Here is a 26,392-nt window from a genome sequence, read left to right as displayed (position 1 = left end):
GGCTCAACGATCCACGGTCAAATGAAACTGGTCGGCATCCAGGTGCGCCGGGAACTTGTTACGGAATCCTTCGAGCGCAGCCTTGTCGAGCGTGACGCTGGCGACGAATTCCTGCTCCGACGGCGCCGTCATCGGTTGGCCGAGGAAATCCACGACGGCGCTATCGCCACTGTAGTTCACATCGTTGCCGTCTTTGCCGACACGGTTGACGCCGATGCAGTAACTCAGGTTCTCGATGGCTCGAGCCTTGATCAAAGTTTGCCACGCATACCGACGGCGCTCGGGCCAATTGGCAACGTACAGCAACACGTCGTAGGCGTCCTCGGCTCTATTGCGACTCCACACCGGGAAGCGCAGGTCGTAACACACCAGAGGCAGAATCTTCCAACCCTTCAGCTCCACGATCAGCCGCTTCGCGCCCGCGGAATAGTGATCGTGCTCGTGCGCCATCCTGAACAGATGGCGTTTGTCGTAACTCTCATGGGTGCCGTCCGGCCGCATCCAGATCAGCCGGTTGAAATAGCACTCACCCTGTCGGGTCGCGATGCTGCCGGTGATCACCGCCCCCAACCTCGCCGCTTGTTCTCGCATCCACGCGACGGTAGGCCCGTCGGCGACTTCCGCCACCGAGCTGGCGTCCATGGTGAAACCGGTCGTGAACATTTCCGGCAGCACGATGAGATCGGGCGGACCGTCCAGCGCGGCGAAGCGTTCCTGCAAGCGGCGCCGGTTGGCGGCCGGGTCGTGCCAGACCAGATCGGTCTGGATCAATGTAGCTTCGAGCGTGCTCATGATGGCGAAGATACGGCGCAAAGCCCGTCATCGCCAGTCTTCTCCCTCCGTCCGTGGGCTAAAGCTTGCACAGCCGCTCGGCTGCTTCTTCCAAGGTCGAGTCGTTCTTGGCGAAGCAGAAGCGCAGCACGTTCAACTTCGGTGGCGAAACATAGAACGGCGACACGGGGATCGAGGCCACGCCGACCTGTCGCAACACCTGGTCGGCGAACTCGGTGTCCCCTTCCTTGCTGATGGCGCTGAAGTCCAGCAGCTGGAAAAAGCTCCCAGCCGCTGGCGTCCAGCTGAAACTGGAGTTGCGCAGCAGCTCCAGGAAGCGGTCGCGTTTGGCCTGATAGAAGGCACTCAAGCCGGCGTTGTGCTGCGGCGCCTGTTTCAGGAAATCGGCGATCGCCAGCTGCAATGGATGCGCGATGCAGAATGTATTGAACTGATGAACCCTGCGGATCTCGCGCGTGATCTCGGGCGGCGCCACCGCGTATCCGACACGCCATCCAGTCGCATGCATGGTCTTGCCGAACGAGAACACGGCCACACCCCGCTCATATAGCTCGGGATGCTCGACGATGCTCGCATGGCGCGCACCGTCGTAGATCATGTGCTCGTACACTTCATCCGAAATCACCAGCGCATCGGTCGGGCGCAGGATTTCGGCGAGGATGTCCAGTTCTTTGCGCGGGATTACCGTCGTGACTGGGTTGTGCGGCGTATTGATCATCACCAACCGAGTGCGAGGCGACAGCGCTGCTCGCACCCGATCCCAATCGATCGCGAACTTCGGCGGATCGAGCGGAATATGAATCGGGCGACCACCGGCGGAAATGACCGCTGGCGCGTAAGAGTCGTAGGAAGGATCGAACAGAATGACTTCCTCGCCCGGATGCACCAGTGCAACCACCGCTGAAAAGATCGCCTCGGTAGCCCCAAGCGTGACGGTGATTTCACTGTCGCTGTTGGGAAAGCGGCCGTAGCTCGCTCCGAGCTTCAACGCGATCTGCTCGCGCAACTCGGCAACGCCGATCATGGGCGCGTACTGGTTGTGACCGGCAGCCACGTGATACGCGAGCAAATCTTTGAGCTTGGCCGGCGCGTCGTAATCGGGGAATCCCTGCGCCAGATTGATCGCGCCCAGCTCGCGGGCGCGATTGGTCATCACGGTGAAAATGGTGGTGCCGACGTGCGGCAGCTTGGATCGGATGTTCATCCCGCCCCCAACTTGATCTCGGGCATCTCGCGCCAGGCGCGAGTGCGCCCGTTACTTGGCAGCCGCGGCCATCTGCATGTCGCGCTGCCGGCGTTTTTCCTGCCGCGCCAGGAAAATACCGGCCGTGATCACACCGATGGTGACCAGCAGCACGATGATGGACGCGAGCGCGTTGATGTCCGGGCTGACGCCCATGCGCACTTTGGAAAAGATCACCATGGGCAAAGTGCTGGACCCCGGGCCGGACACGAAGCTTGCAATCACCAGGTCGTCCAGCGAGATGGTGAACGACAACAGCCAGCCGGAGATCAGCGCCGGCGCGATGATGGGCAGCGTGATCACAAAGAAAATCTTGGACGGCCGCGCGCCCAGATCCATCGCCGCTTCTTCGAGCGAATCGTCCAGCGTCGACAACCGCGACTGCACGATAACAGTGACATACGCGAGCGTTAGCGTCATGTGCGCGATGGTCACGGTGGTGACGCCGCGGCCAGCCGGCCAACCGAACATCGCTTCCATCACCACGAACAACATCAGCAACGACAGGCCGGTAATGACCTCGGGCATGACCAGCGGCGCAGTCGTCATGCCGGAGAGCAAGGTCCGGCCGCGGAACTTGCCGAAGCGCGCCAACGCCAGCCCCGCCAGCGTGCCGAGGATCACCGCGCCTGTCGCGTTGATCGCAGCGATTTTCAACGACAGCCACGCGGCGTCGAGAATCTGATCGTTGTCCAGCAGTCGGCCGTACCACTGGGTCGAGAATCCTCCCCACACCGTCACCAGCCGCGACTTATTGAACGAATAGACGATCAGCGACAGGATCGGGATGTACAGGAACGCGAACCCGAACACGAGCACTGACAGGCGAAACGTCGATGACTGTTTCATCGATGCGCTCCGCGAGCTTCAGCGGCCTGCGCTCGCTGTAGCATCACGATCGGGATCACCAGCAGCAACAGCAATGCGATCGCCACGGCGCACGCGGCCGGCCAGTCACGCTTGGTGAAAAACACCTGCCACAGCACCTTGCCGATCATCAAAGAATCGGACGGGCCGAGCAGCTCGGGGATCACGAACTCGCCCACCGCCGGAATGAACACCAGCATGGAACCCGCCACGATGCCCGGCATCGACAGCGGCAGAGTGATGGTGAGAAAAGTCTTGAACGGCTTGGCGCCGAGATCGGCCGCGGCCTCGAGCAAGGTCAGGTCCATCTTTTCCAGGTTCGAGTACAGCGGCAGGATCATGAACGGCAGGTACGAATACACGATGCCGACATAGATGGCGAAATCGGTCTGCAGCATCACGATGGGCTGCTCGATCAGGCCAGTCCACATCAAGAAATTGTTGATGAGCCCGTTGTTCTTCAAGATGCCGATCCACGCATACACGCGCAGCAGAAAGGACGTCCAGAACGGCAGGATCACCATCATCAACAAGATGTGACGCCAGGTGGATTGCGCCCGCGCGATGGCGTACGCCATGGGATAGCCGATCAGCAGACAGAACAGCGTCGAGACGGCGGCCACCTTGATCGAGTTCAGGTACGCCTTCCAGTAGAGGCTGTCCTGAATCATGTTCTGGAAGGTTGCGAAGTTGAGCCGGATCTGCGCCAGGCTGCCGTCCACCCAGTTCAGCAGCGGCGAGTACGGTGGAATGCCGATGCGCGCTTCGGCGAACGAAATCTTCAGAACGATGATGAACGGAACCAGGAAGAACAGCAGCAGCCAGAAGTACGGCACCGCCGTCACCAGCGTGCGGCCCGTGAGCCCCCAACGCACCAGCCGCGCCTGCGTCCAGCGATACGGCGGCAAGCGCTGCAGGAAATCCAGGATGAGCTGAACTCCAGCGCTCTGGCGATGGCGACGAGGCGCTTCCGCGCGCGCGTTCATTCGCTAAGCACCACTGGGCTGGAGGCATGCCAGCTCAAGTACACCGTCTGATCCCAGGTGATGGAAGCCTCGGCATGCCGGTAAGTGTTGGGCTGGGTGATTCGCACCACCTTGCCGGAGGCCAGCTGCACCAGGTACACGGACATGTCGCCCAGGTACGCGATCTCCTTGACGATGCCCTGCGCGACGTTGTCCGCCTGCTCCGGCCTCTCGAGCGAGATGATGATCTTCTCCGGACGAATCGCCGCCGCCACCACCGCATCCGGCGCCGAGCTCACGCCGTGATCGACGAAAATCGTGCCGCCCAGCTCCGCTGAGTCGATGCGCACGTGATCCGGCTCGTCTTCGATCAGCCGACCCTCGAACATGTTCACGTTGCCGATGAACTCGGCGACGAACTTGCTGTTCGGATACTCGTAGATGTCCTTGGGCGTGCCGACCTGAATGATCTCGCCGGCATTCATCACGCCGATGCGCGTCGACAGCGTCATCGCCTCTTCCTGGTCGTGCGTCACGACCACGAACGTCACGCCGAGCTGCTCCTGCAGATTCACCAGCTCGAACTGGGTGTGCTCTCGCAGCTTCTTATCCAGCGCGCCGAGCGGCTCGTCGAGCAGCAGCAACTTCGGCCGCTTCACCAACGAGCGCGCCAGTGCCACGCGCTGACGTTGACCGCCGGAGAGCTGATGGGGTTTGCGCTGGGCGAACTGCTGGAGCCGCACCAGCTTGAGCATGTCATCGACGCGCGTGCGGATCTCGTGCTTGGCAACGCCGTCCTGTTTCAGGCCGAACGCGACGTTCTGCTCCACCGTCATATGCGGAAACAGCGCATACGACTGGAACATCATGTTCACCGGGCGCTCGTACGGCGGGATGTTGGTCATGTCCACGCCATCGATGAAGATCTTGCCGCTGGTGGGCTCTTCGAAGCCCGCCAGCATGCGCAGCAGCGTGGTCTTGCCGCAGCCCGAGCCGCCGAGCAGGCAGAACAGCTCCTTTTTATAGATCTTCAGCGAGACGTTGTTGACCGCAACGAAGTCGCCGAACTTCTTGGTGACGCGATCGATGTGCACGTAAGGAACAGCTTGCGGATCGTTCCAGACCGCAAGCTGTTGCTGGGGCCGCGCATTCGTGGCCATGTCGTATCGAGAGACCTTGCGCTACTGGCCGGTCGTGAACTTCTGCCACAGGCGCGCCATGGTGGCGGTGGCCTGCTCGTTATAGGCCAGCGAGGGGAACAGCTTGGCCTTCACCTCCGGCGTCGGATACACGCCCGGATCGTTCTTCACCTCGTCGTTGACCATGCCGAACGAGGCGGCATTGGCGTTGGCGTAGTTCACGAAGTTGGTGTTGTTGGCGGCCACCTGCGGCTCCATCAGATAGTTGATGAAGGCATGCGCGTTCTTCGGGTGCTTGGCGTCGGCGGGGATGGCCAGCATGTCGAACCACACGATGGTGCCTTCCTTCGGAATCGAATAGGCCACCTTCACGCCCTGCCCGGCCTCCTCGGCGCGGTCGCGCGCCTGCAGGATGTCGCCGCTCCAGCCGATCGAGACGCACAGCTCGCCATTGGCCAGATCGTCGATGTACTGCGAGGAATGGATCTTGCGGATGTACGGGCGGATCTGTTGCAGCTTCTCGGCCGCAGCGGTCAGATCCTCGTCCTTCTGGCTGTTGGGATCGCGGCCCATCCACTGCAGCACCACCTTCAGGATTTCATCCGGCGCGTCCAGCACCGACACGCCGCAGTCCTTGAATCTGGCGATTTCCTTGGGATCGAAAATCTGATTCCAGGAGTCGAGCGGTTTATCCCCTAAGATTTTTTTCACTTTATCGACGTTGTAGCCGATGCCCGTGGTGCCCCACAGGTAAGTCACCGAATGCTCGTTGTTCGGGTCGTGGAGCGCGACGCGCTGCTGAATGTCCGGATCCATGTGCTGCAGGTTGGGGATCTGGCTCTTGTCCAGCTTCTGGAACACGCCGGCCTTGATCTGGCGCTCCAGGAACGAAGCCGACGGCACCACCACGTCGAAGCCGGAGTTGCCCGCCAGCAGGCGCGTCTCGAGCATGTCGTTGGAGTCGAAGACGTCGTAGGTGACCTTGATGCCGGTCTGCGCTTCGAAGTTCTTGATGGTGTCTTCGGCGATGTAGTCCGACCAGTTGTAGACGTGGAGGATCTTCTCCTCGGCGGCGGCAGCGCCAGGCGCTTGCGACTGCTGTGCTTCTTCCTTCTTGCCGCAGGCCGCGACGGCGAGCGCAATCGAGGCGACGGCAAGCCCGGCGCGCACGGAACTGTTCAACGCCCTACTCATCAGGAATTCTCCCCGCGAAGTGGAAAGAAAGAGCGTATCGCAGAAGCAGGGGCAGCGGCTATAACCTACCCTGACGGTGCAGTTGCTCCAGGGTCTGATCCAACGCGAGGCGGGCCTTTTCCACCAGCTCGTCGATCTGCGCGTGCGTGATGACCAAAGGCGGTGCAATGATCATGGTGTCTCGCACCGCTCTCATGACCAGCCCGTTGGCGATGCACAGATCCCGGCACAGCAGGCCGACCTCGCCCGGATCCGGGAAGCTCTGGCGGCTGGCTTTGTCCTTCACCAGCTCGAGCGCGCCGATCAAGCCGACGATGCGGGCCTCGCCGACCAGAGGATGGGACGCCAGTTCCTGCCAGCGCTGCTGCAAGTAGGGTGCAAGGTCATCTGCAACGCGTGCGACGATCCGCTCGTCGCGCAGGATGTTGATGGCGGTGCAGGCCACTGCGCAGGCGACAGGATGGCCGGAATAAGTGAAGCCGTGATGGAACTCGCCCGCCTGATCGGTCATGACCGCCGCGACCCGGTCGCCGACCATCACGCCGCCGATGGGCAGATAGCCCGAGGACAGCCCCTTGGCGATGGGCATGAGATCGGGACGAATGCCGAAGTACTCGGAGCCGAACCAGCGGCCGGTGCGCCCGAAGCCGCAGATGACTTCGTCCGCCACCAGCAGGATGCCGTACTTGTCCACGATGCGCTGGATCTCGGGCCAGTACGTCGGGGGCGGGATGATCACGCCGCCGGCGCCCTGAATGGGCTCGCCGATGAATGCAGCGACGGTGTCCGGGCCGAGTTCGAGAATCTTTTCTTCCAGCGCGCGCGCCGCTACCAGGCCGAACTCTTCGGGCGACAGATCACCGCCTTCGCCGAACCAGTACGGCTGCCGGATGTGCACGATGCCCGGAATAGGCAAGCCGCCCTGCTGATGCATGGGCTTCATGCCGCCGAGGCTGGCGCCGGCCATGGTGCTGCCGTGATACGCGTTGTGCCGGCTGATGATGACCGTACGTTGCGGCTGGCCGAGCACGCTCCAGTAATGACGCACGGTGCGCACCACCGTGTCGTTCGCTTCCGAACCCGACCCGGTGAAGAACACGTGCTTGAACTGCGGCGGAGTGACTTCGGACAGCAGCCGCGCCAGCTCTATTGCCGGCGGATGCGCCACCTGAAAGAAGCTGTTGTAGTACGGCAGCTCCTGCATCTGCCGGTAAGCGGCATCGGCCAGCTCACGCCGACCGTAGCCGAGATTCACGCACCACAAGCCGGACATGCCATCGAGAATGCGACGGCCGTCCGACTCATATAAGTAAACGCCTTCGGCGCGAGTGATGACTCGCGTGCCCTTCTTGCTCAGTGCCGCGTGGTCCGTGAACGGATGAATGTAATGGGCTGCATCGAGCGCCTGCCACTCGGCAGTGCTGCGCTCGGGAATTGACGACGCCATGATGGTGCGAAACGAGCGTTGTGGATGGGTTAGCGAAATCGACGGGAATAAGTCATGTTGTTTACGAGCAGGCTCGCCGCTCGCCTCAAACGTTCAGCAGCAGGTGCTCGCGTTCCCACGAGCTGATGACCTGCAAAAAGGTTTCGTATTCGTTCTCTTTCACGGCCGCATAGGCGATCACGAAGCGCTCGCTCAGCATTTCGATCAGCGGCCGGCACTCCCGCAACAGCCGCAGCGAGTCCTCGATGTTGCGGGGGAGCGAGAACGGCAGATCGTAAGCGCTGCCGGTAATGGGCTCGCTCGGCTTCAGCCCTTCGACCATGCCGAGATAGCCGCACGCCAGCGACGCAGCGATCGCCAGATACGGGTTGGCGTCGGCGCCGGCGATCCGGTTTTCGACGCGTCGATTCTTGGGGTTCGATACCGGCACACGTAGTCCAGCGGTGCGGTTGTCATAGCCCCATTGTGTATTGATCGGTGCGGAATAGTGCCGCGTGATGCGCCGATAGGAATTCACGTTCGGCGCGAACAGCGACATCGCCGCCGGCAGATACTTCTGCAGGCCCGCGATATGAGAAAAGAACAGCGGCGACGGCCGCCCTTCGGCGTCGCTGAACACGTTGTTGCCGGTGCGACGATCGATGATGCTCTGGTGGATATGCATGGCGCTGCCCGGCTCGCGCGCCATCGGCTTGGCCATGAAGGTCGCATACATCTTGTGACGGAGCGCCGCTTCGCGCGCCGTACGCTTGAACAGGAACACCTGGTCGGCGAGCGACATCGCGTTTCCATGCAGCAGATTGATTTCCATCTGCGCGGCGCCGTCCTCGTGGATCAGGGTATCGATCTCGATGTCCTGCGCCTCGCAGAATGCATACATGTCGTCGAACAGCGGATCGAACTCGTTGACCGCCGCGATCGAGTACGACTGGCGGCCGATTTCCGGACGACCGGAACGGCCGATCGGCGGCTTCAACGGATAGTCGGAGTCGGTGTTCGGCTCGATGAGATAGAACTCCAGCTCGGGCGCGACCACCGGATCCCAGCCGTGCTGCGCATACAGCTCCAGCACGTGTTGAAGCACGTAACGCGGCGCCATCGTCACGGGCCGGCCATCGGAATAAAAACTGTCGTGGATCACCTGCGCGGTGGGCTCGGCCGCCCACGGCACGACGCGAATGCTGGTCGGATCGGCCTTCATCACCACGTCGATTTCCGACGGGCTGATGGCGCGCTCGTCATCGGGATATTCGCCGGTGACGGTCTGCAGGAAGATGCTCTCGGGCAGGCGCATGCCTTCTTCCTCGGCGAACTTCGCCGCGGGCATCACCTTCCCGCGTGGTACGCCGGCCATGTCGGGAATGATGGCCTCGCACTCCGAGATGCCATGTTCTTTAAAGAATTGTTGGATGGTGCTCATTGGAATCACCTGACCTTGGCCCGTTGTAGGGCACGCTCGCGTGCAGCTTCGCCAAAAGCGGCGAACAGCGCGCGCGAAAAAGAGTTGTCTTTGAACTTCCACTCGGGATGCCACTGCAGCCCGAGCGCGAATGACGGCGCGTCCGCCACCCGAAATGCCTCGATCACTCCGTCCGGAGCGCGCGCCTCGACCGCGAGGCCGGCGCCCAGGGTCTGCACTCCCTGCGAGTGCAGCGAATTCACTGTCAGCCGCCGCTCGCCCGACAGCCGTGCGAGCAGGCCATCCGGAGCCAGCTCGATGTCGTGCGCCGGCCCGTACTGCTCATCGAGCGGCGCTTCGAGATCTTCGCGATGATCGCGATAGCCCTGCACCTCGTGCAGCTTTTGCCAGAGGGTGCCGCCGAACGCGACATTCATCTCCTGAAAGCCCCGACAGATGGCGAGCAGCGGCAGCCCTGCCTCGATCACCTGCGGGATCATCGGCAGCGTGGTTGCGTCCCGCCAGGCGTCGTGCAAGGTGCCCGGCGCGCTGGCCGGACCGTTGTATCGATGCGGCTCGACATTCGACGGGCTGCCGGTCAACAGGATGCCGTCGAAGTCCGCCAGCAGCTCACGCGCTTGCAGGCCCTCGCCCAGCGACGGAATCAAGACAGGGACGGCCTGAGCGCCTTCAGCCACCGCGGCGATGTATTTCTCGCCGACGCAGTGGAAGTAATGGTGGCCCAACAGACGCCTGTCCGCCGGAATCCCGATAAGAGGCCTACGCGTTGACACGTTTAAGATCTTTAACGACGAGCCAGTTCAGCAGCCTGGTCGCGTGCCGGCATTTAAGCACATCCGTGGCTGGGCCGCCCGTCCGCGAATGTAGGATGAGGCGGAAATATAGTCACTTCAATAGCTTGCATCCGCCGCATCGCACGTTGTCCGCTTGCCGCCCCTAGCCCGCAGTGGCTATCCTGGCTGTGCGCCGGGCCCGTCAGTGAGGCGCCGGGCGCACCCAAATCTTAAACAGGGAATCCCTTATGGCGGTCACTGACCACTCCGTGCAGCTGACTGCCTTCAAGCTGCGCCATCCCGAAACGCGCTTTGTCGATGTGCTACTCGCCGACTTGTGCGGAATCCCTCGCGGCAAGCGCGTGACCATCGCCGAGTTGCCGAGTATGTACCGCGGCAGCTTTCTGCTGCCGGGCTCGATGTTCGCGCTCGACGTGCTCGGCGGCACGATTCAGGAAACCGGCCTCGGCTTCGATGAAGGCGATGCGGATCGTCGCTGTCTGCCGATCGAGGGCACGCTGGTGCCCGTACCCTGGCGTGACGGCGAAGGCGTCGCACAGATCCAGGTGTCGATGATCGATCACGACGGCTCGCCGTTCTACGGGGACCCGCGTCATGTGTTGGCCTCAGTGTTGAATCGCTTTCACTCGCTCGGGCTGACGCCCGTCGTGGCCATCGAGCTCGAGTTCTACCTGCTCGATCCGGAGCGCACTGTCGACGGGCGTGCGCAACCGCCTCGGTTGCCACAGACCGGGCGCCGCGAATATCAGACGCAGATCAACTCCATGGCGGATCTGAACGAGTACTCGGCGGTGCTCGCGGAGATCTCCAGCGCTTGCGAGGCCCAGCAGATTCCGGCGGGCACGGCGCTGGCGGAGTACGGGCCCGGCCAGTTCGAAGTGAATCTTCAGCATACGTCGGATGCTCTGCTCGCCTGCGATCAGGCGATTCGTTTCAAGCGACTGGTGCGGGGAGTCGCGGCACGCCACGGCATGGAGGCGACGTTCATGCCCAAGCCTTACATGGATATGGCGGGCAGCGGAGCTCACATTCACGTGAGCATGCTGGATCGGCACGGTCGGAATATTTTTGCTGCCGATGAGGCGACGGGCAGCGAACAGTTGAAGCACGCCATCGGTGGGCTGGCGGCGACCATGGCGGACGCGATGTTCATTTTCGCCCCGACGGCGAACTCATATCGTCGCTATCGATCGGAGGCGTATGTTCCTTTGAATGCCAATTGGGCAGTGAACAACCGCGGCGTCGCTTTGCGAATTCCTGCCAGCAGCCCGGAGAACCGACGTATCGAACATCGAGTGGCTGGGGCGGACGTGAACCCTTATCTACTCACCGCCGCTGTTCTCGCCGGCATACATCACGGCCTCGACCTGCGACTCGACCCCGGCCCTCCCGTGACCGGCAACCCCTATCGAAACGCAGTCACCACGCTTCCCATCACCTGGCCTGAGGCCGCTTCGAAGCTAGAAGCGAGCAATGTCATGCGCGAGTACCTCGGCGAGAAGTTTCACAAGCTTTTCGTCACTACTCGCCGCGGCGAACTACAGGCCTTCGAGTCTCACGTCTCTCCCCTCGAGTACGCGTGGTACGCGCGCACGTGCTGAGGGTTCTACCGGATCATCACTCCGTAAAGCCCGTCTCCCGCAGGGAGAAAAGTCAGGTAGCCCCTCCCGTTCACGGCCCGTTCACGGGAGGGGTCAGAGGGTGAGTCTTCCGCTCAACGGCGAGGCGGCGCCTCGTTCCAAAACCACTGCGCCTCTAGCGCCTTCTGCCGCGGCCAAACCTCATCGAGTGTGTTCGCATCGTAAAGGCGGCCGTTCTTCATGACCAAACTCAGCGAAACCGTATTGGTCACATCAACCAGCGGATTCCGATCCAAAACGAGCAGGTCCGCAAACTTACCCACCTCGAGACTACCGAGCGCCCCAGCCCGCCCAATCACTTCCGCTGACCCGATCGTCGCCGCCCGCAGCACCTCATGTGGAGTCGCACCGCCGGAAGCGTAAGCCTCGAGCTCCCAGTGATATCCGATGCCCTGCATCTCCCCATGACTCCCCATGCCAACCAAACCACCCGCACGCTGAATCGCCACCGCATCCGCCGCGAACGACGCGTAAGTTTGATCTTCAGGGCGTGACCACTTCACGGTGCGCGTCTTCACATCGAGCACACCTGGAGGCATGAACCTCCGCACCTTCGCGTCCGCCTGCGGCACATGACGAATGGTCATTTCATAAAGCGCCGGCCTGCCGCCGTACAACACACTGATCGTCGGCGTGTACGCAATCCGACTCTTGGCGAACAACTCGACGACATCCTTGCGCAACGGCGAAACAGGCAACGCATGTTCGTTACCCGCGAACCCATCCAACGCATGAGTGAGATTCAGGTGCAAATCCGACGCACCCTCCGTCGTTGGCATCATGCCGAGCGCACTCGCGCCTTGGATCATGAACTGCCGCTCCTTACGCCCACCCACCATGTACGACTTGATGTTGCGCGTACGGTAGTAGTCGCGATAGCGCGTCAATACATTGCGCGCATCCGCTTCGGAATTGATTTCGCTGTTGACGAACACACCCGGCCCAGTGGAATACGCACGGGGCCCGAGCATCAGCCCGGCATCGATCATGTCCTGATACCCGAACACATCCACGGTGAACGGCTGCACGTCGAGCCCCGACGTAACGCCGTACGCAAGATTCGCCAGGAACGGCCACTGATTCGGCTCCAGGATGTCGCGCCGCATCTCCGCCCAATGTGCATGTGTATCGATGAAGCCCGGAACGATGTACTTGCCAGAAACGTCGCGCACCACAGCGCCCTCCGGCACATCGACGCTGCCCTGCGCGCCCACACCGACGATCTTGTTGTTCACAACCACAACATCTGCGTTGCGCAGGACTTCATCGCCGCGCATGGTGATCACCGTCGCGCCTCGAAGCACGACCGAACCCTCCGGAATGTCACGACCGACCTCGACCACGGCATCGAAGCGCTCCGCAGTCTTTTCCGCATCGGCAAGAGCACTCAAAGGAACACGCCGGAACGACGCACCCACCGACCACGTAATGGTCCGCCCGCCATCGGCCCACGCAAAATAATCAGCGCCGACTGAAGTGAGCTTCACAACCCGAGTCGACGGCGCCTTCAGATTCACGACTGGCGGATCAGCGGTCATCGACGGCGGCACCGAAACCAGATAGAGCTGCGACGCCGTTCTAGCCAAAGCCCAGCGCCCATCCGGACTCAACCGCACCTCCTCCGCCGGCCGCGCCGACTCGACGTACTGAGAAGGGTGTCGAGCCTCGATCACCACGACTCGCCGCGGCTCTGCCGAAGGCTCATCGAGCCGCAGCGTTTTCACGCCTTCCGGAGAATAGAAACGAATCAGATCCGGCTCGCTACCGAAGTCGAGCAACCGTGCGCCATAAGCATGCGCCACGAGATGAGCCTCGCCGCCCGCCGCCGGCAAACGAATAATGTCCGTCGCGCGGCTTGGATCGATTTCAGAAGACGCACGCAAACGATCATAGTGACTCGCCCGCAACGCCAGCACGCTCTTGCCGTCCGGCGCGAACACCGGCTCCGTGTAATACGCCGACACGTTAGTGAGTTGTTTCGGCGCGCTCCGACCGCGAGCAGCCATACTCCAAACATGCCCACCATCGCGCGCGCTCCAGGTGACGAACGCGATCGAACGACCATCAGCCGACCATGAGGGTTGATATCCTGCTCCCAGCGCTCGCGGCTTGGCGCCCGGCTGCAGATCGAGCAGATACAACTGTCCTAGTGCCGAGAACACCACCGAGCGCCCGTCCGGCGATTGTCGTGGCCGCTGGATCACGCGCACGCGAACCGGCCCGGTCTCTTCACGCTGCTCGACCCGGGTCTGCGGCCCGATGTCGAGCTCCACCTGCGCCGTGAACGGAATGTCCGTTAGCGAGCGGTCCACCAGGGACAAGCGCTGCAGCTTGCCGCCGGAGCTGAGAATCAGCGCTCGATCATCCGACGTGAAGGTATAGCGAGGCAGCAAGTTCGCGTAATAACCGCCGTTATGCCCATCATCATCGATGGGATACAACAGCCACTGATCGTCCCCCGAACTCAAATCGCGGATACGCAAACCCGTGTCATTCTGATACCGGCTGGCGTACACGAGCCGGCGACCATCGTGAGACAAGGCCGGCTGCATGGCCTCGCCGTGCGACTGGATGATTTGGTGATCCTGACCGTTACGCAGGTCGCGACGAGTGATCGACCACTGTGGCGGCTCTTTGTCCGACCAGGTCGTGCCGATCTTCGAGGCGAAATAAAGATATCGACCATCGGGCGAAACCACGGCGCCGAGCACATTGCGGCGATTGTCGAAGTCCTCGGAGCCGGACGGCCGCGCCTTGGTGACTTGCGTGCCCCTGCCACCGTGCTTGTTGAACATGAACACTTCGAACGCCAGCGTCGAGTGCGTCATCCGCGATGCGTACACATACTCGCCATCCGGCGACCAGCTCGGCGACGTCCACAGCACAGCGCCCTCGTCTTGCGAAATCTGCCGCGGATCGCTGCCATCCACATTCGCGATCCAAAGATTGTTGGCGCCGGAACGGTCACTGACGAACGCGAACTGCTTGCCATCAGGCGAGAACACCGGGTTCGCCTCGAACGCGGTCCCTGACAACAGCGGCCGAGCCCGACCGCCCGCGGCGTCCAGCGCGTAGATGTCGCCCAGCAGGTCGAACAGAATGCTCTTGCCGTCGGGCGAGATGTCCGGCGCCATCCACGTGCCCTCATCGGTCTCGAACCCGACGTGGCGCGGTGTAGTCAGCGGCAGCGTGCTGGCGGAGGCCGTGCCGAGCGAAACCAGTACGGTGATCAGAGCACTTTTGAGCATGCATTCAGTCCTATGCCAGTCAGCCGATTCTAAACAGGCGTGCGCATGGCGCGCGTCAACGGCGCCCATCGACAAGATAGACGCAGAGTTGCGCAAAACCGTAAGCCGCCCTAGCTTGTCGGCTCGAAATTTGGCCGCATCCCACGCGGGCCAAGCCATCGGAGCCTGATTTGACGACAGATCCCAACCAAGCGGTCTCTTATTACGCAGCCTCGGCCAACCCCGCGCCCGAGCATCCGCCCCTGCGCGGCGATCAGACAGCGGACGTTTGCGTCATCGGCGGCGGCATCGCCGGCTGCTCGACCGCGCTGGAGCTGGCTGAGCGCGGCTATAAAGTCGTGCTGCTCGAAGCGCAGCGGGTCGGCTGGGGCGCCTCGGGCCGCAGTGGCGGCCAGGCCATCGCCGGTTTCGCGAGCGGCCAACAGAAACTCGTGCAACAGGTCGGCGCGCAGAACGCCAGGCGAATGTGGGACATCTCGCTGGAAGGGTTGCAGCTGATCCGCGACCGAGTCGCGAAGTACGATATCGAATGCGATTTGCATTGGGGCCAGATGCACGTCGCCATCAAACCGCGCCAGCGTGCGGACCTGCTGCACGAACAGCGCGAAGCGGAGCAAACATACGGCTACACCCAACTTGAATTCATGGAGCGCGACAAGGTCGAATCGCTACTGGAGACTAGGCGCTATATAGCGGGCCTGTACGACCACGGCAGCGGCCATTTGCATCCACTGAACTACACCCTCGGTCTCGCAGCGGCCGCCAGTGCAGCTGGCGTGACGATCCACGAACGTTCGTTAGTCACGAACATCACTCACGACCAACCCGCAGTGGTCACCACCGCGGGCGGCAGAGTGCGGGCGAAGTTCGTCGTGCTTTGTGGGAACGCCTATCTGAATACGCTGGTGCCCTCACTCCGATCGCGCATCATGCCGGTGGGCACATACATCGTGGCCACAGAGCCGCTGGGCGAAGCGCGCATGCATCGATTGATGCGCAAGAACATCGCCGTCACCGACATCAATTTCGTGCTCGATTACTTTCGACGCTCGGCGGACCACCGCCTGCTGTTCGGCGGGCGCGTGAGCTATTCGGGGCTGGATCCCTTCAACACGTCGAACGCCACCCGCAAGCGCATGCTGAAAGTGTTTCCGCAGCTGGCGGATGTGCGGATCGAGTATGCGTGGGGAGGTTATGTTGACATCACGATGAACCGCGCGCCGGACTTCGGGCGTATCGCTCCTCATATTTACTATCTGCAGGGCTTCTCCGGGCATGGCATCGCATTGACCGGCATCGCGGGCCGCCTGGCCGCTGAAGCCATCGCCGGGCAGGCTGAACGCTTCGATCTGTTCACCCGGATCAGCCATAGGAACTTCCCCGGAGGCCAGTTTCTCAGGATGCCGGCCCTGGTGTTGGCCATGCTCTGGTATCGAGCTCGGGATCTGCTCTAGTTTTCAGGCGCCGGCGGAACTTCCGCCTTTTTACACGCATTCCCACAAATGCGCTCGGCAGGTCTGGCAGGCCGAGACCTCCCACGCCCAAGAACAGATTGGCGGCCGCCCTCGGCTGTCGGTGAATTTTAAGTGCGTCAATGAAACAGGCGACAGACAAGGCTCCGGCGACATCGACCGCGTCCGGTGCTGAACCTGCTGCGCAGACCGAACCTGGCAAGCCGCGCGTGGGAGTTCTGCTGGTCGACGACCAGCCGGCGCGACTGCTCACGTACGAGGCCATCCTTGCCGGCCTGGACATCGAATGCGTTCGTGCATCGTCCGGCCGGGAAGCGCTCAAACAGCTGCTGATCAAGGAATTCGCGCTGATCCTGCTGGACGTGAACATGCCGGACATGGACGGCTTCGAAACCGCGCGCATGATTCGCGAACACCCGCGCTGGGAGCGCACGCCGATCATCTTTGTGACCGGCATCAATATCTCCAACCTCGATCAGCTCAAAGGTTACGAGGTCGGCGCCATCGACTACATCTCCGTGCCAGTCGTGCCGGAGATCCTGCGCACCAAAGTGATGGTGCTGGTGGAACTGCACGAGCGCCGTCGGCATCTCGAAGCGCTGAATACATCGCTGACCCGCGCTCGCACTGAAATAGAAACGCGCTACGCCAGCGCGCTTGCCGAGCGTGATGAGCAACTGCACGCCATCTTCGAGCATCCCACTGAGCTGTTCACGGTGCTGCAGGCTGTGCGCGATGAGAACGGCGCAATCAGCGACTGGGGCTTCAGAGACGCGAACACGAACGCCCTTCGACTGTTCGGGCTGTCGCGACAGGAAGCACTGGGTCGTCGTGTCTCACAGCTGCTGCAGCCAGAACAGATAGCTGCTTTTCACGGCCGGTGCTTGCAGGCGGTCGAAACACGCCAGACGGTTCGCTACGAAACGATCTACGGCGATCAGGATTTTTCCGTGACCCTGTTCGCCATGGGCAGCGACTGCGTCGTCAGCTCGGGCAGCAATATCACCGAGCAACGCAAGGCCGAGCGGCTGCTGCGGGAAAGCGAAGCTCGCTTCCGTGAGGCCAGCGAGCGCAAGGACGAGTTCCTGGCCATGCTGAGCCACGAATTGCGCAATCCCGCCGCGGCCATCGGCAATGCGGCGCAGGCTTTGTCACGCCTGGTGCGCCAAGAGAAAGAGCAGGCGCTGGTCGGCATCGTGGATCGGCAGATCCGCCACCTCGGCCGGTTGCTGGACGACTTGCTTGACGTTTCTCGCATCACTCGCGGCCGCATCGAGATCAATCGCGAACGGCTCACGATGCAGTCGTGCATCGACCTGGCGCTCGAAACCACGCAGCCACTGATTCAAGAGAAACAACATCGGCTCACGTTGGGGCTGTGCGCCGAGCCTCTCTGGGTCGATGCGGACAAGGTGCGGCTCGCTCAATGCATCGCGAACCTGCTGACCAACGCGGCGAAATATACGGAGCCGGGCGGTGAGATTCGGCTGCGGGGATTCGCTGAAGATGGCGCTGCCGTCGTCGAGATCAGCGATACCGGCATCGGCATGCCAGCGGAGCTCATTCCCCGGATGTTCGAGCTCTTCGTGCAAGGCGAGCGCTCGCTCGATCGCTCGCTCGGTGGCCTGGGGATCGGACTGGCTGTTTGCCGCATGCTCATGGAGATGCAAGGCGGCAGCGTCAGTGGCACCAGCCCCGGCGTGGATCGCGGCTCTACGTTCACCCTCCGCATGCCGCTGGCAGTGGCCATGGTCGACGCTACACCGGCAGCCGCGAACGCGAACGGAAACTCCGCTCGTGTGCTGATCGTCGACGACAACCGGGATGCGGCCGATTCGCTGGCCTTGTTACTGCAGCTCGAAGAGCACGTGACGCTCACCGCCTACTCCAGCGCCGACGCGCTGACGCAGGCTGCGACGTTCGACCCGCAGTTCGTGCTGCTGGATATTGGCTTGCCCGAGATGGACGGCTTCGAAGTGGCTCGCCGCCTGAAATCCATGATCCCCCAGGCCCGCCTGATCGCCATCACCGGCTACGGCCTCGCCGCCGACAAGCAACGCTCCGCCGACTCCGGCTTCGAAGCCCACCTGGTCAAGCCGGTGAGCCTCACCGACATCCAGACGACCTTCGCCTCATTCACCCAAGCCCAAGCCTGAGCCCCGAGACGAGCTGAGCTACCCGGTCAGTCCCCGCGATACTCGCAGCCACTCGTGCAAGTCTCGTGAATCACCACCTTATCCAATAACGGCAACACCGCCTTGGCCTGCTGCCACACCCAGCGCGCCAGATTCTCGCTGGTGGGATTCTCCAACCCGGGGATCTCGTTCAAGTAGTGATGATCGAGCCGATCGTAAATCGGCTGGAACGCCGCCTTCACATCGGCGAAGTCCATCACCCAGCCCGACGTGGCATCCACCTCGCCGCGCAAGTGCAGCACGATGCGAAACGAATGGCCGTGCAGGCGCGCGCACTTGTGGCCCGCCGGCACGTTGGGCAGGCGGTGCGCCGCTTCGATGGTGAAAACGCGAAAGATGTTCATATGTGAAAAAAGGCGCCGCGAGCGGCGCCTTTTCGATTATCTCATCAAGCTGCGCCGATGCGCAGCTGCACGGCTCAAGCCGCCTTGCGACGACGCGAGCTGGACACGCAGCTACACGTGCCACAGGTGCAACGGATGCCGCTGCAATCGCTGCAAACGCCGAAATCCACCGAGCCGAAGTGACGACGGCACTGTTCGCAGTACGGCTTGCGACGGCCCGAGCGGGCAGTCCGGTAAGTATCCACGGCGCCGGCGCTCTGGCTGGCCGCGTCCCCGGTGCAGGCGTTCAGATCCTTGCTGACGATGCCGCGCATGAAGGTGCTCGAAGTCATCGAGCCAACCTTGAACAGGCGCATCTGCTCGCGCGCCAACCCCATCTGCGCGACGGGATCGTAGATCACCACGCCCAGTTTGGGATGAAAATGAACCTGGAACGGATCGCCGCTCATAACAATCACTTCACAATCGACGGATTTTGGGGAGAGGGTGGGCTGTAACGCGGGCGCAATTGTGCTGCAACGGCCCTGTCATGGCAATGAGCTTCACCCCTATTTAGCGGTTTTCCGCGCCGAAAAGCGCAAGCAATCACCATTTCGAAGCTCCATTTGCCGCGGCGTTTGACCTCCGCCGACACCGTCCGGTGAATGGATGGACACGCACGGTGAGCGTCTTCCGTTCAGTGCCGGCCCGCGCCACCAGCAGAATCTTCAGTAACTCCTGCAACTGCATCGCTCGTGTCGCGTAGCTTCAGGACATAACAAGCATGGATGCGCGGGTTGCGCTCGAAGTCGCGCGGCAACGTGCGTCGCCCGATGTCTTCCACTTCGAATGCTGCAAGTCCCTCGCGGTCCAGCCGAAAACGCGTGTAATTGTTCGAGAACACGATGACGCCACCCGGGGCCAGCAGCTGCGCAGCAAGGCTCAGCAGCTGCACGTGATCCCGCTGCACGTCGAAATCCTGTTCCATGCGCTTGGAGCGCGAATGCGTCGGCGGATCGATGAACATCAGATCCCACCGACGCGACTTGTCTCGTTGCTCTTTCAGCCATGCCAGACAGTCAGACTGAACGAAGCCGTGTTCCGGCCCGGCGAGATCGTTCAACGCCAGGTTGCGCTTGGCCCAATCCAGATAGGTGCGAGACATATCGACGGTGGTCGAGGAGGTCGCACCGCCGCCCGCCGCGTACACGGTCGCGGTGCCTGTATAAGCAAACAGATTCAAAAAGCGCTTGCCTCGGGCCATTTCGCCCACCAGGCGTCGCGTCAGCCGATGATCGAGAAACAAACCGGTGTCGAGATAATCGGTGAAGTTCACCGCGAATCGATAGGGCTGCTCGCGCACCAGTTGATACTCGCGCTCGTTATCCAGCTTCTCGTACTGCGCGCCTTCCTTCTGCTGACGTCGCTCGCGAATGAACAAACGTTCCGGCTCGATCGCCAGCTCGTGCGGAATCACGGCCAGCGCTTCGTTGCGTCGCTGGCGCGCAGCCTTCGGATCGATGCTTTTCGGCGGCGCATATTCCTGCACCACCACCCAGCGCTCGCCTTCGCCATCGCCGTATTGATCGATGGCGAATGCATACTCAGGCATGTCCGCGTCATAGATGCGAAAACAATCGACGTTTTCGCGGCGCGCCCAGTCCTGCATGGTTTTGAGATTCTTGCGCAGCCGATTGGCGAACATTTGCGCACCGGGCCGCTCGCGCAGCTCGGCCGCATCCGGCGGCGGCTTTCGCTCGCCGACATAGTCGCCCGGCGTTACATCGAAGCGCAGCAGCCGGCACTCGATACGGCCGTTGAACAGCGTGTGAGTGCGGCGTGCATTGATGCCCACCGACTTGGCCAATGGCGGATTGCCGGTGAGCACCGCCGCCTTCCAGCCTTCGAAATGCTCTCGCAGCTTCGCACCCAATGTTTGATACAACGCCTGCAAGCGTTCCTGCTCGCCGATGCGCTCGCCATACGGCGGATTGGTGACCACCAATCCAGTCGGCGCATCGCTCTGTCGCGTGAGCTGTTCCAGATCGCGCCGTTCGATGTGAACCACGCCCCGCAACCTGGCCCGCTCGACGTTTTCGATGGCGGCACGAACTGCGAGCGCATCGGTGTCGTAGCCGCGCAGCGTGATTCGCTTCGACGCGGCGGCTTCGCGTCGGGCTCGAGCCTCCTCGATGAGCTTCGCCCACAACGCGCGATCATGACCACGCCAGCCGATGAAACCGAAGTAGCTGCGAAGCAGGCCCGGCGCGATGTCGAGCGCCATCAGCGCAGCTTCGATGGGCAGCGTGCCAGAGCCGCACATGGGATCGACGAGATCGCCGCCCTCCTCCGCGATGGCAGGCCAACCACAGCGAAGCAACACCGCCGCCGCCAGAGTCTCTTTCAATGGAGCCGCCACACCGCGCGCGCGGTAGGCGCGGCGATGCAAGCTGTCGCCCGAGAGATCGAGGCTGACCGTGGCTCGATCGCGATCGAGTCGCACATCGATACGAACGTCCGGTTGTTCCAATTGCACCGATGGCCGCTCGCCGGTGCGCTCTCGAAACTGATCGACGATGGCGTCCTTGGTTTTGAGCGCGCCGAAATGCGTATGCGTGATGCCACTGGAGGCGCCACCGAAGTCGATGGCGATCGTGCCCTTCGGATTCATGTGCTGCTGCCAATCGATACTCGCGATGCCCTGATACAGCTGATCTTGCGTGGCCGCGGGAAATGACCCGAGCGGCAACAGCACACGGCTGGCCGTTCGCGACCACAGGCAAGCGCGATAGGCGACCTCGAGCGAGCCCTCAGCCTGCACGCCCAGCTTGAACTCGCGCGTTTGGGTCGCGCCGCAATTGCGCAGCTCCGCAGCCGTCAGATCCGCGACGCCCGGCGGACACGAAACGAAAATTTGCATGAAATAGCTCTCGGCCGCGCACAGGCGCGGCCCCTGGCAGATAGAAAATCAGCGTGCGCGCTGTTGACCGTCGAGCGTCATGATCGGTCCGTACAACTCCGGCCGGCGATCGCGGAATACGCCCCAGGCATTGCGATAGTTGCGGATCCAATCCAGATCGAAGGTCGCCGTGAGCACCGCCTCGTTGTCACGGGCCGCCTGCTTCACGATGGCGCCGGTGTGGTCGGCTATGAACGAGGAGCCGTAGTAGGTCACCGTCCAATGCTCGCCTTTCTCAGTGCCGACGCGATTGGACGCGACCAGCGGCATGATGTTGGAAGCGGCGTGGCCTTGCATCGCGCGCTGCCAGTGATCGCGCGAATCGATGCTCAAATCCTGCGGCTCCGAACCGATGGCGGTGGGATAGAACAGGATCTCGGCGCCTTGCACGGCCATTGCGCGCGCCGACTCGGGGAACCACTGGTCCCAGCAGATCGCCACGCCAATGGTGCCGAAGCGGGTCGGCCACACCTTGAAGCCGGTATCGCCCGGCGAGAAATAAAACTTCTCGTGATAGCCCGGGCTCTCGGGAATGTGCGCCTTGCGATAGGTGCCGAGCAGTGAGCCGTCCGCGTCGATGATCGCGACGCTGTTATAGAACGCATTGCCCGCGCGCTCGTAGACGCTGCAAGGGAGCACCACGTTCAACTCGCGCGCCAGATCCTGGAAACGGCGCACGGCCGGATTCTCGGCGATCGGCATCGCCACCGCGAAGCACTTCGGATCGTGCTCCTTGCAGAAGTACGGCGTCTCGAACAGCTCCTGAATCAGCACGATGTTCGCGCCCTGCCTGGCCGATTCGCGCACCAGCCGCTCGGCAGTGGCGAGATTGGCGACGCGGTCCGGCGTGCTGGCGAATTGAGTGGCGGCAACAGTGGTCTTCATCGTGTTCGGGCGCTCGCAAGTAGAAATCAGACCGTCGGCGGCGTGCTGGCGCTGACGATCTCACAAGGCTCATCGCCGACGTTGCGGAACCGGTGCGGGACCGCGCGGGCGAAATAGTACGCGTCTCCGGGGCCGAGCACTCTGCTTTGACCACCTACGGTCAATTCCATATGGCCCTTCAGAATGATGCCGCCCTCCTCGCCCTGCTGGCTGAGCATGTCCGAGCCGGTGTCGGCCTTCGGCCGATAGCGTTCGTACATGATGCTCATGGCGCGGTTGGGCCGCTGGGCCGCCACCAGCTTCAGCGACACTTCGCGGTCGCCGATCTCGGTGAGCTGGTCCCGGGAGTAGAAAACTTGGGGAGATTCCTGCAAATCCAAGGCGAAAAAATCGGCCAGCGACATCGGCACGCCGTCCAGCACTTTTTTCAGGGAGCTCACCGAGGGGCTGACGCGGTTCTGCTCGATCAGCGAAATGGTGCCGTTGGTCACGCCGGCGCGCTTGGCCAGCTCCCGCTGGGACAGGCCGTACATCGTGCGCACCGCCTTCAAATGACCGCCTACGTCTATACTCATGCCGCTCCCCGGTGCACGTCGTGTGTTTAGGATAATAGACGGCACCCGGCTCCATCCAGGAGGCGCTCGGCAACGTAGGCAGTCCCCTACTTGGGCGGCTCGCGCATCCCTCAGGCCGCCCGCGGCGAACACCAATGGGATGCATCCTTCAAACTGTAGAGTGCCTCATGGATCCTCGCAGCAGCGCTGCGCAGACTATGCCCCCGCCCAATTGATCAGCGCTGGTCCAGAATTCATAGTGGGTTATTTGCGCTTCATCGAAGCCGCGCGCCGGTGGCTGGCCACTGCGCGGGCGAGTCTGCCCACCTTGGGCTCGATCTCGAGCGCTTGCTCGGCGCTGCTTTCTCGCGTTTTAGCGCCATGGGGCATCACTGAGCGCCTGATGGTCGCATTCGCCAGCGTTGCCGTCCTGGCGGCCGCCGCGAACTTCATTGTCGAACGGGGCGTGTCCATTGTGACGGACAGCGCGACATCGTCGCCAGTGCCGATACCGCCCGCCGAAATCAACGCTGCGCAGGTGGATCTCGCCGTCCGAGCGCCGGCGCCCGTCAAAACCTTGTCGGCGGAAGAACTGACCCGCGCTCTCGAACGCTTCGACGAAGCTGTCTACGCCGCCGTCCAATCCGACTCGATCGAAATACAGGCGCGCTATCGCCAGGCCGGCAATGAACTGGACCGCGCGTCGGCGAGCTTCACGGCTCAGGCCAAAGCGTTCGGCGAGACCGCTTACGACTCGTTGCCGGCCTCGCTCCGCCAGCACCAGCGCGAGGCCGCCAAGTGGATCGACCTTTCGCAGGGCCGTCGCCGCCTGTTGCGTGAATATTCGGAAACGCTGGAACACATGGATGGGCGCGTTAACGCTTCCCTCGATGGCGCGTTCAAGATCTTCGGGCGAGTGGTGGCGCGGCAGTCGCTGGTTCAGCTCAACACCAGCCTGGGTGGGCTGCGCGACAGTTTCGCCGCCGCCGTGCGCACCTGGAGCACCCAGCCCGAGATCTTCCAAGCATTGGGCAAGGCAGAAGCGAGCTTTGCGAAGTCGCTGCTCGACAACTCCCGCAGCCTGCGGCGTGCCGAGAGCGACGAATGGTTCGCCGCCATGGAGCAAGACTTCGCCACCCTGGTCAAACTGCGCACATCGCTGGTGACGACCCATCGGGAGCTGACCACCAGCGGCAATCGTTTTGTCACGCAGACAATCCGAGTGCTGGCGGCCCTGCCCAGCGACTCGACCGCTCCCCAGCGAACGCCGGGCGCGATGGTTGAATCGAAATCAGCGCAGCCTCACCCCTCCAAGAACAGCACGCCCTGGGCGCCAACGCACTCGCTCGACGTGAGCGCTCCGCAGACCGGTTTGCCTGGGGCGAGAACGAACCCGCTGGATGCGAACGCTTCGGCGACTCAATCGCTGGCACAGGCCAACCCGCTCGATGCGAATGCGCCGCCGACTCCCTGGTCTGGCGCGACATCTCCGCTAGCGCCAGCGTTGGATGAAACTCCGGTGCCGATCGCGCAGCCCGAAGCGGAGTCTTCGAATCGCGCCCTCGTGGCCTGGATCAGCATCGTCGTGCTCGTACTGTGCCTGTGGATCTCCATCGCTACCGTGCGCAGTGTCGTCATCCCGGTCCGACGCCTCATCAAAGCATCCGAGCGCATCGCGGCCGGTGAGCCGGACGCCCGGGTCGCTCGCGGCGGCATCAAGGAACTCGACTCGCTCGCGGTCGCCTTCAACAACATGGCGGAGCGCCTGGGCAGAGCACAGGCCGTCGCGCTCGAAGCGCATCATCAGCTCGAAGCGAAGGTCGCCGAACGCACGCGCCAGCTGCAGGAGCTGGCGGAGCTGGACCCGCTCACCGGCCTGCCGAATCGGCGTCATTTGTTCACGCTGTTGAATGCGAGCATCGAACGCGCCGCACGCGCCGGCGGCCGTGTCGGAGTGTTGTTTCTCGACGTGGACAACTTCAAGAACATCAACGACTCTGTCGGGCATTCGTTCGGCGATCGAGTCCTGCGGGGTATCGCGAGACGGCTGCAGAGCGCCGCCCAGCCGGCGGGGTTCGCTGCACGCTTGGGTGGAGACGAGTTCACCGTCATCTATGAAGGCGTCGGCGGCACCGATGACGTCCACGCCGCCGGCGAAGAAATCATTCGTGCGTTTCAGACCCCGCTCGACATTGACGGCCGGGATCTGATCATCGGCGTTAGCGTCGGCGCGAGCATCTATCCGGATCACGAGCAGAATCCCGAAGCGCTGCTGATCGCCGCGGACACCGCGCTGTTCCACACGAAGTCGCTGGGCCGCGGGCGGGTGAGCATGTTCACGCCCGAGTTGCTCAAGGGCGCTTCCAACAAGTTCCGCATCGAGCAGGACCTGCGCCGCGCGATCGAGCGCGATGAGTTCGAGCTGTTCTTCCAACCCGAAGTGAGCATCGAAGATTTGCAGACCGAGCTGGTCGAAGCCCTGCTCCGCTGGCGCACGCCGGACGGCCGCTATGTGCCTCCGGGCGAGTTCCTGAACGTGGCCGAAGAGTCCGGGCTCATCATGGAGATCAGCGACTGGGTGTTGCGTACGGCCGTGAGCGCAGCCGCTCGGTGGCACCATGGCGCCTGGCCGCAAGCGCGTATCGCCGTCAACGTATCGCCGCGACAGCTACTCGACTATCGCTTCGTCGATCGCGTGCGCGAGCTATTGGACGAATACAACTTGCCGGCGCGCTGCATCGAAATCGAGTTGACCGAGTCGGTGCTGCAAACCGGCCCGGCCACGATCGAGCAGTTGCATCGACTGCGCGCGCTCGGCCTCGCCATCGCGCTCGACGACTTCGGCACCGGCTACTCTTCGCTGTCTTCGCTCGAGCGCTTGCCGCTGACCCGCGTCAAACTCGATCGCAGTTTGATCGAGAGCATCGACACCAACCCGCGCTCGCGCTCCATCGTTCGCGCCATTGTCGATATGTGCGACGGCCTCGACCTGCAGGTCACCGCCGAAGGAGTGGAGCGCGCCGAGCAGTTCGAACGTTTGCTCGGCTGCAAGGATCTTTCGTTGCAGGGTTATTTGCTATCGCGACCCGTGCCCATGGACCAGGTGTTCACGGCGATGGCGAGCGCCGCACAGCGCGCGCAAGAGCTGGTGCTGCTTTCCAAGCCGAACGCGGTCGCGGCGGTCATCAAGCAGCTGCCTCTGTCGTCCAACAAAAAAGCCTCGCACCTTTCGATGCGAGGCTCTTGAGCCGTCGG

General features: G+C 62.5%; 19 protein-coding genes. 4 read left to right on the top strand and 15 right to left on the bottom strand.

The genetic code is table 11. From position 1 onward, the window contains the following. Positions 1–3: 3 nt before the first annotated feature. The 9 genes from JM946_RS24355 to JM946_RS24315 all read right to left on the bottom strand — a co-directional run bounded on the left by JM946_RS24355 (position 4) and on the right by JM946_RS24315 (position 9,840). Positions 4–792 (bottom strand): amidohydrolase, encoded by a 789-nt coding sequence (locus JM946_RS24355; protein WP_203169987.1) that lies wholly within the window; start codon positions 790–792, stop codon positions 4–6. Positions 793–850: 58 nt separating this feature from the next. After that, on the bottom strand, positions 851–1,996 hold the full coding sequence (locus JM946_RS24350; protein WP_203169986.1) for a methionine aminotransferase: 1,146 nt from the start codon (positions 1,994–1,996) through the stop codon (positions 851–853). A 51-nt stretch (positions 1,997–2,047) separates the two neighbouring features. After that, a complete protein-coding gene (locus JM946_RS24345; protein WP_203169985.1) occupies positions 2,048–2,884 on the bottom strand; it encodes an ABC transporter permease subunit in 837 nt (278 codons plus the stop codon). After that, the gene (locus tag JM946_RS24340; protein ID WP_203169984.1) at positions 2,881–3,888 is read right to left on the bottom strand and encodes an ABC transporter permease subunit; all 1,008 of its coding nucleotides are present in this window, start codon (positions 3,886–3,888) and stop codon (positions 2,881–2,883) included. The genes JM946_RS24345 and JM946_RS24340 overlap by 4 nt, the downstream gene beginning before the upstream one ends. Next, complete coding sequence (locus JM946_RS24335; RefSeq protein ID WP_203169983.1) at positions 3,885–5,027, bottom strand: ABC transporter ATP-binding protein; 1,143 nt, start codon at positions 5,025–5,027, stop codon at positions 3,885–3,887. The genes JM946_RS24340 and JM946_RS24335 overlap by 4 nt, the downstream gene beginning before the upstream one ends. A gap of 21 nt (positions 5,028–5,048) precedes the next feature. Further along, positions 5,049–6,200 carry a polyamine ABC transporter substrate-binding protein gene (locus tag JM946_RS24330; RefSeq protein WP_203169982.1) on the bottom strand — a complete coding sequence of 384 codons (1,152 nt, stop codon included), beginning with the start codon at positions 6,198–6,200 and terminating at the stop codon, positions 5,049–5,051. A 58-nt stretch (positions 6,201–6,258) separates the two neighbouring features. Next, complete coding sequence (locus tag JM946_RS24325; RefSeq protein ID WP_203169981.1) at positions 6,259–7,647, bottom strand: aspartate aminotransferase family protein; 1,389 nt, start codon at positions 7,645–7,647, stop codon at positions 6,259–6,261. Between the two features lie 85 nt (positions 7,648–7,732). Continuing rightward, positions 7,733–9,067: a glutamine synthetase family protein gene (locus JM946_RS24320; RefSeq protein ID WP_203169980.1), complete on the bottom strand. Its 1,335-nt coding sequence runs from the start codon at positions 9,065–9,067 to the stop codon at positions 7,733–7,735. A 5-nt stretch (positions 9,068–9,072) separates the two neighbouring features. Then, complete coding sequence (locus tag JM946_RS24315) at positions 9,073–9,840, bottom strand: gamma-glutamyl-gamma-aminobutyrate hydrolase family protein (protein ID WP_203169979.1); 768 nt, start codon at positions 9,838–9,840, stop codon at positions 9,073–9,075. A gap of 248 nt (positions 9,841–10,088) precedes the next feature. Here JM946_RS24315 and JM946_RS24310 point away from each other — a divergent pair, with 248 nt between their 5' ends. Further along, the gene (locus JM946_RS24310) at positions 10,089–11,462 is read left to right on the top strand and encodes a glutamine synthetase family protein (protein ID WP_203169978.1); all 1,374 of its coding nucleotides are present in this window, start codon (positions 10,089–10,091) and stop codon (positions 11,460–11,462) included. Positions 11,463–11,575: 113 nt separating this feature from the next. Here JM946_RS24310 and JM946_RS24305 read toward each other — a convergent pair whose 3' ends face one another. Beyond that, the gene (locus JM946_RS24305) at positions 11,576–14,749 is read right to left on the bottom strand and encodes an amidohydrolase family protein (RefSeq protein ID WP_203169977.1); all 3,174 of its coding nucleotides are present in this window, start codon (positions 14,747–14,749) and stop codon (positions 11,576–11,578) included. 170 nt (positions 14,750–14,919) lie between these two features. Here JM946_RS24305 and JM946_RS24300 point away from each other — a divergent pair, with 170 nt between their 5' ends. Together JM946_RS24300 and JM946_RS24295 are read left to right on the top strand one after the other, a co-directional pair. Next, entirely contained in the window at positions 14,920–16,203 is a 1,284-nt protein-coding gene (locus tag JM946_RS24300) for an NAD(P)/FAD-dependent oxidoreductase (RefSeq protein ID WP_203169976.1), read from the top strand. Positions 16,204–16,343: 140 nt separating this feature from the next. Further along, the gene (locus JM946_RS24295; protein ID WP_203169975.1) at positions 16,344–18,377 is read left to right on the top strand and encodes a response regulator; all 2,034 of its coding nucleotides are present in this window, start codon (positions 16,344–16,346) and stop codon (positions 18,375–18,377) included. A 26-nt stretch (positions 18,378–18,403) separates the two neighbouring features. Here JM946_RS24295 and queD read toward each other — a convergent pair whose 3' ends face one another. From queD to JM946_RS24270, 5 genes are all read right to left on the bottom strand, one after another. Continuing rightward, entirely contained in the window at positions 18,404–18,760 is a 357-nt protein-coding gene (gene queD, locus JM946_RS24290) for a 6-carboxytetrahydropterin synthase QueD (protein ID WP_203169974.1), read from the bottom strand. A 74-nt stretch (positions 18,761–18,834) separates the two neighbouring features. Next, a complete protein-coding gene (locus JM946_RS24285; RefSeq protein WP_203169973.1) occupies positions 18,835–19,209 on the bottom strand; it encodes a hypothetical protein in 375 nt (124 codons plus the stop codon). 227 nt (positions 19,210–19,436) lie between these two features. Further along, positions 19,437–21,659 (bottom strand): bifunctional 23S rRNA (guanine(2069)-N(7))-methyltransferase RlmK/23S rRNA (guanine(2445)-N(2))-methyltransferase RlmL, encoded by a 2,223-nt coding sequence (rlmKL, locus tag JM946_RS24280; RefSeq protein WP_203169972.1) that lies wholly within the window; start codon positions 21,657–21,659, stop codon positions 19,437–19,439. Positions 21,660–21,707: 48 nt separating this feature from the next. Next, a complete protein-coding gene (gene aguB / locus JM946_RS24275) occupies positions 21,708–22,583 on the bottom strand; it encodes an N-carbamoylputrescine amidase (protein WP_203169971.1) in 876 nt (291 codons plus the stop codon). Between the two features lie 26 nt (positions 22,584–22,609). Next, the gene (locus tag JM946_RS24270; protein WP_218043096.1) at positions 22,610–23,158 is read right to left on the bottom strand and encodes a cupin domain-containing protein; all 549 of its coding nucleotides are present in this window, start codon (positions 23,156–23,158) and stop codon (positions 22,610–22,612) included. Between JM946_RS24270 and JM946_RS24265 the strand changes: the two genes are divergently transcribed. Then, complete coding sequence (locus tag JM946_RS24265) at positions 23,157–26,384, top strand: putative bifunctional diguanylate cyclase/phosphodiesterase (RefSeq protein WP_203169970.1); 3,228 nt, start codon at positions 23,157–23,159, stop codon at positions 26,382–26,384. The genes JM946_RS24270 and JM946_RS24265 overlap by 2 nt on opposite strands. Positions 26,385–26,392: the final 8 nt, after the last annotated feature.

This window comes from Steroidobacter gossypii, assembly GCF_016801985.1.
GTDB lineage: Bacteria > Pseudomonadota > Gammaproteobacteria > Steroidobacterales > Steroidobacteraceae > Steroidobacter > Steroidobacter gossypii.
The sequence above is the reverse complement of the archived record's forward strand: the minus strand, read 5'-3'. Positions and strand labels throughout refer to the sequence as shown.